Genomic DNA, 14,803 nt, shown 5'->3' with positions numbered 1-14,803 from the left:
TTCTCTCACCTTATTATACCTAAACCTCTCAATATCATTTCTACTCCTAAGAATGCTAATATTGCCGTAAAAACATATCTTATTGTTTTATTTTTCATACCTGGCAAAACCTTTGTTCCAGCAAACGATCCAAGAAGTACTCCTAAAGCTGTTATTCCTGCTAATATAGGTTGAATGTATCCATGCACCCAATATATTGAGCTACCAGTTGCTGCAGTTACTCCAATCATAAAGTTACTAGTTGTAGTACTGACTTTCATGGGTAAATTCATTGCCCAATCCATACCTAATACCTTTAAAGCACCTGATCCAATACCCAATAAACCTGATATCATACCTGCAAAAAACATTATTATTTCTCCTAACCACCATCTTACTCCATAATATTTTACATCTTGTTTAAGCGCATAATCATGATATTCTCCATATAGTTTGAAAAACTTGGTTGTCCTATCTGGTTTCATGGGTTTGGGAATTTCAAATTTTGACCTTTCCAGTTGAAAATATATTTGTATAAGTAAAACAATACCGAAAACAATGTATATTATGGATGCTAAATGATGTTGGTAAACCCATGTTGCAATTAATGAACCTATAATAGCTCCTCCAGATGTCGCGACTTCCAGTCCCATACCTAATTTAACATTAGTTATTCTATCTTTAACATATGCGCTTCCCGCACCACTTGATGTTGCTATAGTTGATATTAAGCTAGCTCCAGTTGCGTAAATTATTGGAACTCCTAAATATAATGTATAGATTGGTACTAAAAAGGTCCCTCCACCTAGTCCAACAAGAGATCCTAAGAAGCCTGATACTATGCTCGCCAACGCCAATAATGCAAAGTATAATAGCTCGAGCATTTAATATTTGCCACCTCTTCTTAATAACCGGTAAACGATGCAATATAAAAAATTAATCTGTTAGTTTATATATGATATTAATTATGTATCTTTTAAATATTTATTTTTTATCTTATAATATTATTAGATTTATCAATTTAACATTTTATAAGGATTGTTTTTATATATAATAAGAGGGCAGAAGTGGAAGAATCTTTTCAAAATTTTATAGCGGATTTAATAGCAAGAAGGATATCAGGTGATATAGTTTATAGTAATAATCCTAATATAGGTTTAAAAAAATGGAGAGATTATTTTGAGGTTTCACAACTAGAGGTTGCTAGAATAATGGGAGTTTCAGCAAGCGTTATAAGCGATTATGAAAAAGGTAGAAGAGTTCCTGGGGCCAAATTCATACAAAGATATGTTAGAGCATTACTAACAATTGATCATCAGAGAGGTTGGAAAAAATTAGATGCATTATCAAAGGCCTTAGGCATTCCAAGAAGAGCTATAATTGATATGATGGAATTCAATGAACCAATTACTATTGGGGATTTAATAAGTTTAGTTGATGGAATATTACTTTCACCAAATTATGCAGATTCAATTAGAGTATATGGTTATACTTTAATAGATAGCATAAGGGCTATTGCCGAATTAAGTGGACCACAATTTTATTTCCTTTTAGGATCTACCCCAGAAAGAGCTATAATATTCACAAACGTTACTGCTGGAAGAAGTCCTATGGTAGCAATTAGGGTTTCTCTCGTTAAACCTGGTATAATTATAATTCATGGCCCTAGAAGATATGTTGATCCTTTAGCAATAGAATTGGCTAGATTAGAAGGATTACCGCTAATATTAAGCCTAGCCAAAGATATAAATACATTAATTAGAAAATTGAGATCAAAGGCTGGAAGCGATGAGACTAACTTCCTTTCAGTTTTAGAATAGCCTCAGCGATATCTCCATTTGATTCGATTAAAGCCTTCTTTGCAGTTTCCTTATCAACGTTTGCCTGCTCCATAACTAAATTAATATCTTCTTCACTAATTGAGACCTCTTCTTTTTTCTTAGTTTCCTCGACTTTTTTAGGTTCTCCAACTACGTAAACCATTGTGGGTTGGTTCTTTGCTTTAATTATCATAACTTGAGGATCTTCAATTATTAACTTAGAACCATCGGTTTCGTCAATTGTAACTTTTTCGGCCTTAACTTCTTCAATTTCCATACCTAATCTTTTCATCGCCTTTTTTAAATCTTTTGGATTCATACCCATCAATTTTCATCGCCTAAATTAAGTATCCATCTATATTTATTGAAGATTTAATTATTTATATATTTCTCTATTATATGTTTTAATTTTCAACTATATTCTATGAAAGAAAATGTATTATATTATTAAATATTAAGCTCAATTATTAAGTATAAAATAGGATAAAAATCGAGGCATGTAAAAACAATGACTAAAATAAAAATATTAGGAAGTGGCAAAGAAGTAGGAAGAGCAGGAATTTTAATAGAAGAAAATAGTAGATCAGTATTATTAGACTATGGTGTAAATTTTGATGAAGATGATAGGCCTATATTTCCTCTTCATGTAAGGCCAAAAGATATAGATGTTGTAATATTAACTCATAGTCATTTAGATCACATTGGAGCAGCACCATCATTATATATATCAATAATGCCTAAAATTGGCGCAACACCATTAACTTTGGACGTAAGCAAAATACTCTTAATGGATATGATTAAGCTTAATGGTCCCTATTTACCATTTGATGAACAAAGCGTTAATGATATGTTAACTTCAGCAGAAACAATGGATTATGAAAAACCTTATGAATATGGAGATTTTCAAGTTACATTAATGGATAGTGGGCATATACCAGGAAGTGCAAGCGTTTTAGTAGAGACAAGTAATAATAAAATTCTATATACCGCTGATATGAATACTATCGAAACTAAACTTAAAAATCCCCATAAATTAAATGGTGTTGAAGCTGATACATTAATAATAGAATCTACATATTCAACATCAAATCATCCTCCAAGGGATGAAACGGAAAAAAGGTTTATAGATGATGTCAATGATGTTGTTGAAAAGGGAGGAATTGTATTAGTTCCTGCTTTCGGGGTTTCTAGAGGACAAGAGATAATGGCATTGCTAGAAGAAAAAGGTTTTGGTTACAATATATGGGTTGATGGAATGATAAGAGATATAGCGGAGCTTTACATTGCACATAGCAATTATCTAAGATCACCGGGATTATTATTAAAAGCAATGCAAGAGCAAAGATTAGTTAAAGGGTGGAATGATAGAAGAAAAGCTTTAAAACAACCTGGAGTAATTATTGCTAGCGCTGGCATGATGAAAGGAGGGCCTAGTCTCTATTACCTTAAAAAATTAGCTCATAATCCTAGAAATGCAGTTTTTATGGTAAGCTATCAAGCTGAAAAAACTCCTGGTAGAGATATACTAGAAACAGGAAGTTATTACGATGGAAATACAAAAGTTGAAGTAAAGGCAAGGGTTGAATGGTTTGATTTTTCAAGTCATACTGATAGAAGAGGAATATTAGAAACAATAAAATCTATACAGGGAATTCAAAGAGTTATATTAGTACATGGAGAGCCTGAAGGGCAAAAATCATTAGCAGAAGAAATAAGAAACCATAATACCAATCTAGATATAATAATACCAGACAATGGGGATGAAATAAATATAAGTAATACTTAAAATTTCTTATAAAATATTATCTTCCGCTAGCAAAAATTAAGTAGATGTGGAATTTGCCGAGTGCTGAGCCGGTGGCTATGAAGAAGATTTTAACCTGAATTTTGATTGTTTATTTTTAATATGTAATTAGCTATTTCTAAAAAACCTTCACCTCCTGGTTTACTAGCAACATATTTTACAGTTTTCTTTACTTCTTCTGATGCATCACTAGGACAAGCTGATAAAATACCAAAATTAAGCATATCCAAATCGTTTTCACCATCACCTATTGTAGCTACTTCTTCTTCTTTAAACCCAAGCAATTCACTTGCAATCTTTACTCCAAACCCTTTACCACCCATTTCTGGCAATATATGCAATGCATAGCCGCTCCACAATACTTTAAATCCATATTTGTTAGAATTTTTTTCAATTTCATTAATTAAATCTTTTATTTTGCTTTTATCCATATTTCTAGGTATAAAAAAAGCTAAATCGTGAAATCTAAATTTATTTTGCCAGCTCTCTATAAGTCCCATCTTTAACGCTATGTCCTTTAATTCATCAGGAGGTGTTTTATTACATATGTGTTTATATCCATGAAAATAAATTATACAACCATTTTCTGCAATTGCAGGTCCTGATGCACCAATATAACCCCTTAAACCTAATGTAACTGGTAAGGAATTCCCTGATATTAATGAAACTTTAATTCCATTAGATTCTAATAGCCTAATTCCATTTATTGCTTCAATGCTTATTCTGACGTCTCCTCTTCTTATTGTAAGTGTACCATCAACATCAGTTGCTACGTATTTTATCATTTTTGATCTACCTCATTTAAATATAATCTTTATCTAATTTAAATTTTAAAATGTTAAAGTTTAATAAGAGTACTTAACCTATTAAAAACATGGTGAAACTATTGGCAGAAGTTATAGAACAGCTTGCACGTAAAAAAATAGTAAAAGATCCGGATACAATATTATCTTTAATACCAGATAATTCCATAGTTGCAATGTCAGGCTTTAATATGATTACTGCGCCAGAATTTTTAATTGAAAGACTGTACAAATTATATATAAAAACTGGCCATCCCAAAAAATTGTTCCTTATCAGTGATACTTTTCCAGGCGCTCCTGGAAGAGGGCTTGATCGTATTGCAAAAATGATTTATGAAAGAAAAGATGAGGACTTTATTGATGGTACTCTCTTTCCATACTACGGATGGAGCGAAAGTTTACAAAAAATGGTTAGAGAGGAATGGTTTGATGCATATGCTTGGAGCATAGGAATAATGGCATATTGGTTTAGAGAAGTAGGTAGTGGGAGGCCTGGTGTTTTAACAAAGGTTGGTCTCTATACCACGGCAGATCCCAGATTCGATGGAACAGCAATTAATGAAAAAGGAAAAAAGATGAGGAGAGTTAAAGTACATTTAATTAATATTGATGGCGAAGAATTTTTATTATATACGGCACCAAAACCTCAGTTCGCTCTCCTTAGAGCTACAACAGCCGATGAAATGGGTAACCTCTCTTTGGAAGATGAAGCAGCTTATGGCACAGTTCTAAATATAGCTCAAACAATAAAGGCTATGCCAAATAAAGGAGTTAACATAGCCCAAGTTTTAAGAATAGCCCGTTATGGATCAATAAATCCAAAAGATGTTGAGGTTCCTGGCCCATTAGTTGATTATGTTGTTATTTCTCCAAGAGAATATCATTGGCAAAGTGCAAGCTTCGATTATGATCCGTCAGTTTCTGGAAAAATTATACCCCCTTTAAGCAGAGAAAGCTTAACTCAAGTAGAATTAAATCACAGAAAAATAATAGCAAGAAGAGTAATGCTTGAATTGCTTGAATTGCTAAAGAAATATGGAAGACAGGTAATAGTTAATTTAGGTGTTGGTATTCCAGCAACAGTTGCTGATGTTGCTGTAGAAGAAGAGGTTCAAGATTTAATAGTTTTAACTGTTGAATCGGGGACCTGGGGAGGTAAACCTTTATATGGGGCAGACTTTGGGGCATCTATTGGGCCATTTGCAATCCTCTCTGTTCCTGATCAATTTACCATGTATGAAGGAGGAATAATAGATGCAGCCAGTTTAGGTTTTATGCAAGTAGATAAATATGGAAACGTTAATTCATTTATCATGCCTTCAAGACTGCCAGGTCCAGGAGGCTTTCCAGCAATTGCTGCTGGTTCTCCACAGATCTTTTTTGCAGGAGAATTTACTGCAGGAGATAGAGTTATTGAGATCCATGATGGTAAACTAAAAATAATAAAAGATGGTGATATAATAAAGTTCGTTAAAGAAGTTTACAGAGTTGGTTGTTCAGGTAAGATACTAAGCAGAGCCAACAAAAATGCTTTATATATTACTGAAAGAGCAGTGTTTAAGAAGGCTGATGAAGGTATAGAATTATTGGAAATAGCGCCTGGGATTGACTTAGAGAAAGATATATTAAACAAAATGGAATTTAAACCAATTATTATAAAAGAGCCAAAACTTATGGATCAAAGAATATTCTATCCTAGAAGAATGGGAATCAAAGAAGAAGCCATCGAGGCAATTAAAAGATAATTTTTAATATTTACTATCTCATTTATTTTTCAGGGTGTTAAATGTGCCAATAGAAGTAAAAAGCTTGGAAGAGCTAGAAAAAATAGCTCAAAAGGGTATAGAATGTAGAGTTAAAAGAAATAATAAAGATGGTATGGCCAAAATAAAAGTAAGAACCAATAAATATTTATATACATTCAAAGTAGAAAAAGACAAAGTTGATGAAATATTAACAAAACTTAATTGCAAAAATGTAGTCGATTTGGATAAACAAAAACCAAAACAACAAAAACCAAAGAAGAAAGAGGAGAAAAAGGAAGTAAAAGAGGAAGCCAAAGAGGAAGTAAAAGGAGGAGAGGAGAAGAAAGAGACTAAAGAAGAGGAGAAAACTCAAACAAATATTGCAAGTGAAGAAAAGAAGGAAGAAAACCAATAAATTTAATTCTTCTTATTTAATAAACAAGAATTATTATTTAATGCCAAAGAATATATGTTTTTAATAACATATTTTATTAAAAATGATTTATCAAACAATGAAATAAGAGAAACATATAATGGAATATTCATAGAAGCTCCAGAAGCCTTTGGATGGCCTCCTCCACCTAGACTTTTTGCAATTAATTGCACATTAGCCTTATCTCTACTCCTTAATGAAAGACTTACCAAATTAAACCCCTTCTTCTTTATTATAACCGCAATATCACTATTAGATCTAGATAATATCATAGCTCCAACAATACTGTCTGATGGAATATCAGTATCTTTAAAAACACCGGATACCTTGCATGAGTTTCCATAAGTTTTTAATGTAGACAATATTCTATCATAGCCTTCCAGCTCTTTCCTAATATAATATCTTAAATGTTCTTCCAATTCCTCGTCCCAAATAATTCCATTAATAAATTTATCTATTACCTTGAATTTCCATTCTAGCCCATTTAAACCTCCGTTTGCATAGGTAGCTCTAAATAGCTTTGCTCCAAGCTCATCGTCCCATTTCCAAATATCTGATGCACAAATAGCCTTTTCTAATTTTTCCAAGAAATCATCTATATTTTTCTCAAATATTTTTGATGCATATTTAATTGCAACTCCAGTTCCGCATGTGCTAGTATCTACAATTACATTTACACCTATAGATTTAATTAATTGTATATCTTTATCTTCCCATACATGGTGATCGAACCAATATATTTCAACACCTTTTTTACTTATTTCTTTGAAGTAGTTGTAAACATAACTAATATTATTTTTATTAGATCCTATATCAACAAGAAATAAATAATCTCCCTTATTTACAGAATCTATAATTCCCTCAATAGCATTTTCTACATTATATGGTTCAGCAAAAATTATTACAGAATCATTTAGTTTTTTGCCTAATATCCTTAAAATTGATGCAGCCCCTCCCATGCCATCTAAATCATTATGAGTAATTATATAAATTTTATTTACATTATTAGAGCCCAAGATTTCTTGATACCTCCTCAATTAAAGGTTTTAATATATTATAAGTTTCTTCTAAAGACTGAGGGACTACCTTAACCCCTCCTATAATTGTTATGTAATTAGCATCACCTTTCCATCTAGGAACAATGTGTATATGTACATGCCCTGGAACTCCTGCCCCAGCAGCTTCTCCAATATTTACCCCTATATTAAATCCCTCCGGCTTGTATGCTTTAGTTAAAGCATCTATTGAAACTTTTATTAATTTTGATATTTCCAACATTTCATCATCATTTAATTCAGTTAAATTTCCAACATGCCTATATGGGGCTATCATTAGATGACCTGAATTATAAGGAAATTTATTAAGAATTATAAATGAAAATTTTCCTTTAAATACTACTAATGCTTCTTTCATATCTAGTTTTTGTGCTTCGCAGAAAATGCACTTATTCTTTTCATTTTTTTCTTCATTTTTTGTTCCAGAAAAATTTTTTATATAACTCATCCTCCATGGTGCCCAGAGATTATCATACCATTTTTCAGCCCATTCCATTGTTTTAACACCTAATTATATTATAGCACCTAGTATAAGAGAGACCGGAAGACTTATTAATATAAATAATATATATGGGAGACCGGGTTGAGCCCAAACTATGTTATCAAGATTTCCATTGCATTCTTCTATTATTGTTTCATGAGGTTCATCTACAGAAATATTTTTTGTAGAGGTTTGAGCAAAATACCATTTATATTTTTTCATTGATAAAAGATCCCTTGCTTTAATTGGGGCAGCAGAAAAGCATCTTTTATTAAATCCTTTGCACTCCCTTAAAGTTAGGAAAGTCCTTGTTATCAACTCTAATATGGATGCAATTAAAAGAGTTAAAATTATGGGGGGAAATATACCACCAAATGGATTTATTGGTAAAGATAATGCAAGAAATATAGAAGCCCACATATCCCCTGCTCCCATATGACCAATAATATAAGCTATAAATAATCCCAAAACGCTGAATATGCTTATTAAATAATAGATAACAAGTGTTTGTATAGAATAATAAAATGAGAATGAAATTAACGAAAAAACTATACCAATTTTAGAGCCAACATACCATAACCATAAAGGTACTTCTCTATACTTTATATCTAAAATGGAGGCAGGTATAAATATTGCAAAGGCTAGCATTATTAAAAAATATTGCATGACTTTTAATATTATCAATTTCTCCCCTTGATCCAAATAACATATTTAATAATTTATATTTAAATGGGCATAATTAAATAAGTTTGATCTTAATCTTCAGCATCTTTAATTCCATATTCGGTTATTACAAATACGGTCTCACCCTCTGGCAAATGAGGGGCATCAACAATTCTTGCTATTCTTTTGTTTCCTCTACTTCTTTTCAATTGAACTCTTACTCCTGGGGCATGTGCTACTATATTTCCTCCAACAGCAGATGTTGGATCTCCATAAAACACGTCAGGCCTTGCCATAACTTGGTTCGTAACTACAACTGCTATATCATATATTTCAGATAGTCTAATTAGTTGATGAAGATGCTTATTCAATAATTGCTGTCTCATAGCCAAATTTTCTCTTCCTGGGAACTCAGCTCTAAAATGACTTGTTAATGAATCTACTATTACAAGCTTTACATTATCCTTAGAAAGCATATCATATAATTGATCTACTATTGCCATTTGGTGATGGGAATTAACAGCTCTTATCCAATAAATGTTTTCCATAACCTTATCTGGATCCAAATTTAAACCTCTTGCAATTTGTTCTATTCTCTCCCATCTAAATGTGCCTTCAGTATCAATATAAACAGCCTTAGCATTTAATCCTCCTTTATCCTCTGGTAATTGAACATTAACAGCTAAAGCATGGCATATCTGTGTTTTACCTGTTCCATATTCCCCAAAAAACTCTGTCATATCCCTAGTTTCAATTCCTCCTCCCAATAAGTCATCCAAGCTCTTACTTCCCGTTGTTATCTTATGTATATTCAACCTTTCTTTCTTCAATTCTAATGCGGTTCTAAATTTGATATCTAATGTTTCCCTTGCAGCGCTTACAATTTTTTGGGCTGAGGGTAATGGAATCCCAGTTACTTGGGCAATTTCTTGAGGAGTTGCAACAGCTATTGCCTCAATACTAGTATATCCTGATTCTATTAATTTTTGAGCCGTATTAGGCCCTACTCCTGGTAGATCAGTTATATCTTTTGGCCTAGCCTTCTCTTGTTCATTATTAGTATTTTCTTCCGACATCTTACCATCCTCAATTAACTAAATAGCTATTAAAAGCTATAATTTTATATTACATTATTTGTGTTGTAAGTGATGATATAATTCTATATTACATTTAGATTTAGTTTGTTCCCTCCTCAGTGAATATATTAATATTTCTACAGAAACTAATCTAAATGGTGCATTAAATGAGAATTTTAATGATTCATCTAAGAGAAATAAAATATTGGGCTGTTGAAGAAGCTATAGAAAACCCTCCAGATCCTCCTTCAAAATATGAAGGAAATGAATGTGTCGCAGGTTTTATAAGCGTTGAAGAAGATGATACTCCTGATTTGTCTCATGAAGCAGCCTTAGAATTAGCCCAACATGCAAATAGATTCAAATTAAATTGTATAGTAATTTATCCTTTTGCTCATTTATCACCAAGCCTGGCAGAGCCAAACAAAGCAATTAATGTTCTAAAATCAATTGAAGATGAGTTAAAGAAAATGGGATTTAATGTAAATAGAGCACCATTTGGTTGGTATAAAGGTTTTAGCATTACATGTCCTGGGCATCCTATGTGTGAACTATCTAGAACAATTACCCCTCCTAAGGGACCATTTTATATTAAAGATCAAAATAAACTATCAATACAAGATGCAATAAATAATAAACTTCTTGATAGTTCTCTATTAATTAACAATCCTTGGGATAATGAATCAATAGGCGCCCAAGAAAAATTCGGCATACTTAGCGATGGGATAAATAATATAGGCAAATTTATGATAGATACTTTTATGGAATTTTTAATTAAGGAAAACAATGAAGAAAATCTAGAGATTAAACATGGTAATCATAAAGAGATCTATGGAATTGATGGTCTATCATCAATTATAAAGTCTGTTTTAGATTATGGAAGATATTTAAAAGACCATGGAGCATCAATTCAAGGATTCATACCAGGAAGTGATATATTGTTATTGCCAAAAATTAGCAAAAAGGATGATTTTGATAAGGAATTTAACAATATAATTAATGGCATAAGTAATAAATTATCTGAAATAAAAGCATCATCTAGCGAAGGATTTAACATTAATTATGACATTGATTACGATTTAAATTTAATTCTATATAAGTCAAGAAATAATGGGTTTGTTTTATTGGGTGGATATGGTAATGTAAGAGGGAATTCATTAACCTTTATTGGGCCAATAAGAAATATAATTTCTTCTTTAATTGATTATGGTTTAATCTTAGCAGATAATGGTATAACACCAAGTTTGCCATTTTGGTTATCTCCTTATCAGGTTGCCATAATACCTGTAAAGGAATCACATGAAGAATACGCAAAAAACATATTTAATGAATTAAATTCAAAAGGTATTAGAGTTTATTATGATCCTCCTTCTAAGAGTTTAGGAACTAGAATCAGGGTAGCGGGAAAATCTTGGGTCCCAATGATCGTAGTAGTTGGTGATAAAGAGAAAGAATCTAATACAGTAAATGTAAGGAAAAGGTGGAAACAGGGTTCCCAAGAAGTTTTAACACTAGATGAATTTTACAATGAAATTGAGCTTTTAAAATCGGAAGGTCCTTTAAATAAATACCTTAATCCTCCAGTTTCTTAACTGGTTCATGAAAAGTGTTTTTCTTGCAGTAAGGGCAATAATGATAAAAATTCTTCATTTTATCTATTTCAAAACTTACTGGTAATACCCATTCATTTTTGCATTCCTTGCATCTTAACTTCCATTTTGTCATTTATTCCACCTTGTTTTCCTAATGAAAAATGTTAGAAGAGAATTAAAAATATCTTATAAAACTACTTTTTCCATATTTTTTTAAAAAATTTTTTTAAGTATTTAATAAAATGGTTAATTGATAATACAAAACTGAATCTTTTATTTTAGTACATCCTACTTTTTAAAAGAAAAAATTTATAAATATCCATGATATAACTTATAGCATAGTGAGGAAACATGTCGTCTAAGTTACCGCCTGTAAAGGTTAAGGATCCCACAACTGGTAAGGAAGTTACATTAACACCAATAAAAGTATGGACATTAGCGCCCAAGAAAGGAAAGGGCGTTAAAATAGGTTTATTCAAGAGTCCGGAAACAGGAAAATACTTCAGAGCCAAGGTAGAGTAAATATTTAATTTTAAAATTTATTTTTTATTTTTTGTAGTCTCCATTTTTTATAGCATTTATCATTCCTTTAACAGATTCTATTAGAAAGCCATCGGTAAAGAATTGTATATTCTCATTAACTGCATTCATAAAGTCTTTATCAGCATCCATTAAATCTTTAACAATTTTATTTAAATCCTCAACACCTTTAGCTAAATCTTCATTTATAACATCAAGCCACAATTTCGTTCTATCAACTCCTATTTCCAAATATTCATAACCATTTTCATGTATTCCATAATGTGTAGGAGCTATATACTTTGGTTTAAATGACTTCATTTTTTCTAAACTTTCTAAGTATTGTATTGGCTTAAATGGTGTTGGTGAGGTAATTGCATATACCTTACCGCTTTTAAAATTAAAGATGCCTCCTGCCGAATCTCCTGTGAAAATTATATTTTCTGGATATAATAATATGCTCATATGATGGCTTGCATGGCCTGGAGTATATATAAATTTAACCTTATGTTTTCCAATATTAATTTCTGAATAATCATCTGGAACAATCACATTAGATTCTTTAACTGGTAATGGCTTTCCATAATTATCTGCTAAAAGCTTTGAAAACTTATTTGCAGCGTCCCACAATTGGGAAGGATCAATAATATGCTTTGCACCCTTTGGATGAACATATGCTTTAGCATTAGGATAATCATTTATTAAATGCCCGGTAGAGCCTGCATGATCTAAATGAATATGTGTTGATATTATTATATCAGGTTTTAGATTTAAATCTAATAAAGCATTTTTCAATTTATTATATTGACTTGCAGGTCCAGGTTCAATAATTGTAACCTTATCATCTACTAAAATAAAGGAAGAAACTATACCATGTAAATCTCCAGGAGAAACATCAACTATGAATAAATCACCAAATTTCTCATATTTGTTCATCCATATCCCCAAAATACCTTTATTAAAAGAAATTAATAAAACTTATTTATAAATAGATTATGGTAAATAGGGATTAATAATTTTTGATAAGTGGGAAGATATTATATGGGACATTCTTAATGGCTCGGGGATCGTTGAGTAAAATTGATATGAATTAATCAATTGTATTGCTTCTTCTTTGTTAACCCCCCGGTTAACAATGTATAAAACCCCTCTGTTTGTCTCAATTTTTTTAATTTCTTTTAGCTGATTTAATGCTAGTTCTCTAATATAGCTATCCTCAAAATGTGGCCTCAATGCCTTTAACAAATTTTTTATAGATGGCTTATAATTATATATAACTATTGATGGTAAATTAGTTAGCTTTTGGATGCCTGGTAGTGATATAACATTAAACCCGGCTATAGTTATTGAATCAAATAAAACAACAGATTTTTCATTGTTTGCCAAGGTTTTTATAAGGTATGATAATACTGATGTTGCATCTAATCCATCTGTATGAACAAAACCAATCTTTATATTTTCAGGCCAAACTTCCTTATATGATATACATGAGACTAAGGTTTTACCATATCCTAACTTTTTAACTTCACCATCATCACAGGCTATTATTTTTTCTATTATCATCATATTTGACCTCATTCAATAAATCGGCAATCATTGGATCTTCTTTTAGCGCTTGTATTATAGCATTAACTTCTGCCGCCAATGAAATAACCCTAGTTTTCCCATATCTTCCTCTGCTAATTATTCTGCCTGAGATGATACCTAGCATATCAAGTTCACTTAATATTCCACTTACCCTTCTTAATGTTATTTCTTCTAATCCAAGTTTGGAAATCAATTTTTTGTAATTATCATATATATCTCCAGTTGTCGCATAATCTTTACCCATAGCAGTTGCTAATAATATTGAAGTCATTATTAGTTTTCCATGAAGAGGTAATGTTTTTACTACATCCCCTACCCTATCTCTTTCTATTTCAACTCTTGCCTTCATTACATCATCTTTTGTTACAACATTTCTATTTTCTCTTTCAGCAATTTCTCCAGCAACCCTTAGCAAATCCAAGGCCCTTCTAGCATCACCATGTTCTCTAGCAGCTAATGCTGCACATAATGGAATAACTTCCTCATCTAAAGCTCTTTCATTAAAAGCCTCTTCAGCTCTTTGATTTAATATATCTTGCAATTGTTTAGCATCATATGGAGAAAAAACTATTTCTTCTTCACTTAGGCTGCTTTTAACTCTAGGATCTAAAGATTCTATCATTTTAACGCTATTAGTTATCCCTATTATGGAAACTCTTGACTTGCTTAATTGTTCATTAATTCTAGTTAAATTGTATAATAAATCATCCCCATATTTTTTAACTAGAAAATCGATTTCATCTAAGACTATTATATAAACTCCTTCAAGATTTGTTAATTTCTTTACAATCCTATTAAAAACTTCACCTGTAGATAAACCAGTAAAAGGTATTCTCATATTAAAATAATCTGCTATATCTGCTAATATTCTATAAGGGGTTTCTCTATGCCTAACATTAGCATAAATATAACCAACTTTGATACCCTTTTGTTTAGCATTTTCTTCTAGTTTTCTTAATACAAATTTGGTCACAGCTGTTTTTCCTGTGCCTGTTAAACCATAAATAAAGATATTACTAGGTCTTTCCATCCTTAAAGCAGGTGATAATGTTAGGGCTACCCTTTTTGTTTCATCATCTCTATGAGGAAGAAATTCTGGTACATAATCAGGTAATAATACTTCTCTCCTTTTAAATACTCTTGGCTTATATGCTGCATTGAATATATCATCAATTTCTGACATTTTTCCACCTGATCCATAGGAAATAATAAATAGGAAAAATTTAAGGGCAGTTCACCTAAAATA

The 14,803-nt window shown here is 31.4% G+C and carries 17 protein-coding genes; 6 read left to right on the top strand and 11 right to left on the bottom strand.

Annotated elements, in window-relative coordinates:
• Window positions 1-5: 5 nt before the first annotated feature.
• A complete protein-coding gene (locus CALAG_RS00080; RefSeq protein WP_015231711.1) occupies window positions 6-863 on the bottom strand; it encodes a sulfite exporter TauE/SafE family protein in 858 nt (285 codons plus the stop codon).
• A 183-nt stretch (window positions 864-1,046) separates the two neighbouring features.
• Between CALAG_RS00080 and CALAG_RS00075 the strand changes: the two genes are divergently transcribed.
• Entirely contained in the window at window positions 1,047-1,799 is a 753-nt protein-coding gene (locus tag CALAG_RS00075) for a helix-turn-helix domain-containing protein (protein WP_015231710.1), read from the top strand.
• On the opposite strand, the gene CALAG_RS00070 is transcribed toward CALAG_RS00075, so the two are convergent.
• A complete protein-coding gene (locus CALAG_RS00070) occupies window positions 1,774-2,127 on the bottom strand; it encodes a nascent polypeptide-associated complex protein (RefSeq protein ID WP_015231709.1) in 354 nt (117 codons plus the stop codon). The two genes, CALAG_RS00075 and CALAG_RS00070, sit on opposite strands and share 26 nt — an antisense overlap.
• Window positions 2,128-2,307: 180 nt before the next feature.
• Here CALAG_RS00070 and CALAG_RS00065 point away from each other — a divergent pair, with 180 nt between their 5' ends.
• A complete protein-coding gene (locus tag CALAG_RS00065) occupies window positions 2,308-3,585 on the top strand; it encodes an MBL fold metallo-hydrolase (protein WP_015231708.1) in 1,278 nt (425 codons plus the stop codon).
• An 89-nt stretch (window positions 3,586-3,674) separates the two neighbouring features.
• On the opposite strand, the gene CALAG_RS00060 is transcribed toward CALAG_RS00065, so the two are convergent.
• On the bottom strand, window positions 3,675-4,388 hold the full coding sequence (locus CALAG_RS00060) for a phosphoglycolate phosphatase (RefSeq protein ID WP_015231707.1): 714 nt from the start codon (window positions 4,386-4,388) through the stop codon (window positions 3,675-3,677).
• 89 nt (window positions 4,389-4,477) lie between these two features.
• Here CALAG_RS00060 and CALAG_RS00055 point away from each other — a divergent pair, with 89 nt between their 5' ends.
• Window positions 4,478-6,151: an acyl CoA:acetate/3-ketoacid CoA transferase gene (locus tag CALAG_RS00055; protein WP_048816621.1), complete on the top strand. Its 1,674-nt coding sequence runs from the start codon at window positions 4,478-4,480 to the stop codon at window positions 6,149-6,151.
• A 43-nt stretch (window positions 6,152-6,194) separates the two neighbouring features.
• A complete protein-coding gene (locus CALAG_RS07975; RefSeq protein WP_015231705.1) occupies window positions 6,195-6,566 on the top strand; it encodes a 50S ribosomal protein L38e in 372 nt (123 codons plus the stop codon).
• Between the two features lie 2 nt (window positions 6,567-6,568).
• Here the strand turns inward: CALAG_RS07975 and CALAG_RS00045 are convergent, their stop codons facing one another.
• From CALAG_RS00045 to radA, 4 genes are all read right to left on the bottom strand, one after another.
• Window positions 6,569-7,600, bottom strand: coding sequence for a DHH family phosphoesterase (locus CALAG_RS00045; RefSeq protein WP_015231704.1), 1,032 nt, complete (start codon window positions 7,598-7,600; stop codon window positions 6,569-6,571).
• Entirely contained in the window at window positions 7,590-8,135 is a 546-nt protein-coding gene (locus CALAG_RS00040; RefSeq protein ID WP_015231703.1) for an HIT family protein, read from the bottom strand. Before CALAG_RS00040 ends, CALAG_RS00045 begins: the two co-directional genes overlap by 11 nt.
• A gap of 15 nt (window positions 8,136-8,150) precedes the next feature.
• Complete coding sequence (locus tag CALAG_RS00035; RefSeq protein WP_015231702.1) at window positions 8,151-8,804, bottom strand: A24 family peptidase; 654 nt, start codon at window positions 8,802-8,804, stop codon at window positions 8,151-8,153.
• 71 nt (window positions 8,805-8,875) lie between these two features.
• Window positions 8,876-9,859, bottom strand: coding sequence for a DNA repair and recombination protein RadA (gene radA, locus CALAG_RS00030; RefSeq protein WP_015231701.1), 984 nt, complete (start codon window positions 9,857-9,859; stop codon window positions 8,876-8,878).
• Window positions 9,860-10,026: 167 nt separating this feature from the next.
• Here radA and CALAG_RS00025 point away from each other — a divergent pair, with 167 nt between their 5' ends.
• On the top strand, window positions 10,027-11,451 hold the full coding sequence (locus tag CALAG_RS00025; protein ID WP_157463131.1) for a threonyl-tRNA synthetase editing domain-containing protein: 1,425 nt from the start codon (window positions 10,027-10,029) through the stop codon (window positions 11,449-11,451).
• On the opposite strand, the gene CALAG_RS07965 is transcribed toward CALAG_RS00025, so the two are convergent.
• A complete protein-coding gene (locus CALAG_RS07965; protein ID WP_015231699.1) occupies window positions 11,432-11,584 on the bottom strand; it encodes a hypothetical protein in 153 nt (50 codons plus the stop codon). The two genes, CALAG_RS00025 and CALAG_RS07965, sit on opposite strands and share 20 nt — an antisense overlap.
• 218 nt (window positions 11,585-11,802) lie before the next feature.
• Between CALAG_RS07965 and CALAG_RS00020 the strand changes: the two genes are divergently transcribed.
• Entirely contained in the window at window positions 11,803-11,973 is a 171-nt protein-coding gene (locus CALAG_RS00020) for a chromatin protein Cren7 (RefSeq protein ID WP_015231698.1), read from the top strand.
• Between the two features lie 24 nt (window positions 11,974-11,997).
• Here CALAG_RS00020 and CALAG_RS00015 read toward each other — a convergent pair whose 3' ends face one another.
• The 3 genes from CALAG_RS00015 to CALAG_RS00005 are packed head-to-tail and all read right to left on the bottom strand — an operon-like array spanning window position 11,998 to window position 14,740.
• A complete protein-coding gene (locus CALAG_RS00015) occupies window positions 11,998-12,906 on the bottom strand; it encodes an MBL fold metallo-hydrolase (RefSeq protein ID WP_015231697.1) in 909 nt (302 codons plus the stop codon).
• 57 nt (window positions 12,907-12,963) lie between these two features.
• Window positions 12,964-13,533, bottom strand: coding sequence for an endonuclease dU (locus tag CALAG_RS00010; RefSeq protein ID WP_015231696.1), 570 nt, complete (start codon window positions 13,531-13,533; stop codon window positions 12,964-12,966).
• Window positions 13,505-14,740: a Cdc6/Cdc18 family protein gene (locus tag CALAG_RS00005; protein WP_015231695.1), complete on the bottom strand. Its 1,236-nt coding sequence runs from the start codon at window positions 14,738-14,740 to the stop codon at window positions 13,505-13,507. Before CALAG_RS00005 ends, CALAG_RS00010 begins: the two co-directional genes overlap by 29 nt.
• Window positions 14,741-14,803 lie beyond the last annotated feature (63 nt).

Origin of the sequence: Caldisphaera lagunensis DSM 15908 (genome assembly GCF_000317795.1) — an archaeon.
In the GTDB taxonomy this organism is placed as follows: domain Archaea; phylum Thermoproteota; class Thermoprotei_A; order Sulfolobales; family Acidilobaceae; genus Caldisphaera; species Caldisphaera lagunensis.
Note: the sequence above shows the minus strand (reverse complement) of the source record. Positions and strands in the feature narration are given on the sequence as shown.